The sequence below is a fragment of the Nocardia sp. NPDC102475 genome (genome assembly GCF_055584605.1).
This window is the reverse complement of record NZ_JBVJLS010000074.1, coordinates 1-1,357: the sequence shown is the minus strand read 5'-3', so window position 1 is coordinate 1,357 and position 1,357 is coordinate 1. Positions and strand designations below refer to the sequence as shown.

Below are 1,357 nucleotides of genomic sequence, written 5' to 3'. Positions count from 1 at the left end.
TAATACTGCAACTGCACTCAGGTGGTTCGGTGCTGGTAGACCTGTCGGGTGGTGTTGGATCATGTTGTGGCGGAGCTGGATTCGTTGATGGCGAGGATCGGGGGACGGTTCACCCGGGCCGAGCCGCGGGGGCGGGCTGGTGAGTATGTGTCGGGTCTGGTCGCGGGTTTGGAACGTAAAAATGGGTGGACGCTGGCCGAACGTGCTGGTGAGGGGTCTCCGGACGGGATGCAGCGGCTGCTGCGGGCCGCGGACTGGGATATCGACGGGGTCCGTGACGATGTGCGGGCCTATGTGGTCGAACATCTCGGCGACCCGGATGCCGTGCTGGCTGGTGACGAGACCGGGTTCCTGAAGAAGGGCACCAAATCCGCTGGCGTGCAACGGCAGTACTCCGGCACAGCGGGGCGTACGGAAAATTGCCAGATCGGGGTGTTTCTGGCTTACGCATCCCGGCATGGGCACGCTCTGATCGATCGGGAGCTCTACGTCCCGGAGTCGTGGACGTCGGATCGGGACCGCTGCCGTGACGCCGGGATACCCGACGAGGTGGAGTTCGCGACCAAGCCGCGGCAGATGATCGCCATGCTCGAGCGCGCCCTGGCTGCGGGAGTGCCGTTCGCGTGGTTCACCGCCGACGAAGCCTACGGGCAGGCCGGTTACCTGCGGGACTGGTGCGAACATCGGGACGTGTTCTACGTGCTGGCCACCCGCTGCGATCATCAGGTGAGCACCCGCGCCGACCGGGTCGCCCGCGCCGACAAGTTGGTCGGCGAGTTCGCCGCAACGTCGTGGCAGCGGCTCTCGGTCGGTGCCGGCGCGCACGGACCACGTGAATTCGACTGGGCACGTCGCCAGATCGATGGCACCTGGGCGGCTGGGCGTGGGCACTGGCTTTTGGCCCGGCGCTCGATCAGCGACCCCACCGAGGTCGCCTACTACCTCTGCTACGGCCCGGCGTCGGCGCGGCTGGTCGATCTGGCTTGGGTAGCGGGTTCTCGCTGGCATGTCGAAGAGGCATTTCAGCAGGCCAAGGGCGAGGCCGGGCTCGATCACTACCAGGTCCGCAAATGGCGGGCCTGGTACGCCCACATCACCCTGTCGATGCTTGCGCTGGCCTGGCTCGCCGCAGCGAAAACCGTTGCTGCAAAAGGGGAATCACCGACAGTGACGACGGCATGATCGCCTTCACGCTACCCGAGATCCGCCGCCTGCTCATATCGTTCGTCCTCACCCCGATCCATACCGCCGACCACATCTGGGCCTGGTCACGCTGGCGGCGACGCCGCCAGCACCAAGCCCGGTTATCGCACTACCGTCGCCGCGGCCACCCACTCACCTGAGTGCAGTTGCAGTA

2 protein-coding genes are annotated in these 1,357 nt (G+C 66.0%); both read left to right on the top strand.

What is annotated here, in order from left to right; genetic code table 11:
• The first annotated feature begins 48 nt into the window (after nucleotides 1-48).
• The gene (locus ACZ60G_RS44110) at nucleotides 49-1,182 is read left to right on the top strand and encodes an IS701 family transposase (protein WP_465818400.1); all 1,134 of its coding nucleotides are present in this window, start codon (nucleotides 49-51) and stop codon (nucleotides 1,180-1,182) included.
• Complete coding sequence (locus tag ACZ60G_RS44105) at nucleotides 1,179-1,343, top strand: hypothetical protein (RefSeq protein ID WP_465818398.1); 165 nt, start codon at nucleotides 1,179-1,181, stop codon at nucleotides 1,341-1,343. Before ACZ60G_RS44110 ends, ACZ60G_RS44105 begins: the two co-directional genes overlap by 4 nt.
• The last annotated feature ends 14 nt before the right edge of the window (nucleotides 1,344-1,357 follow it).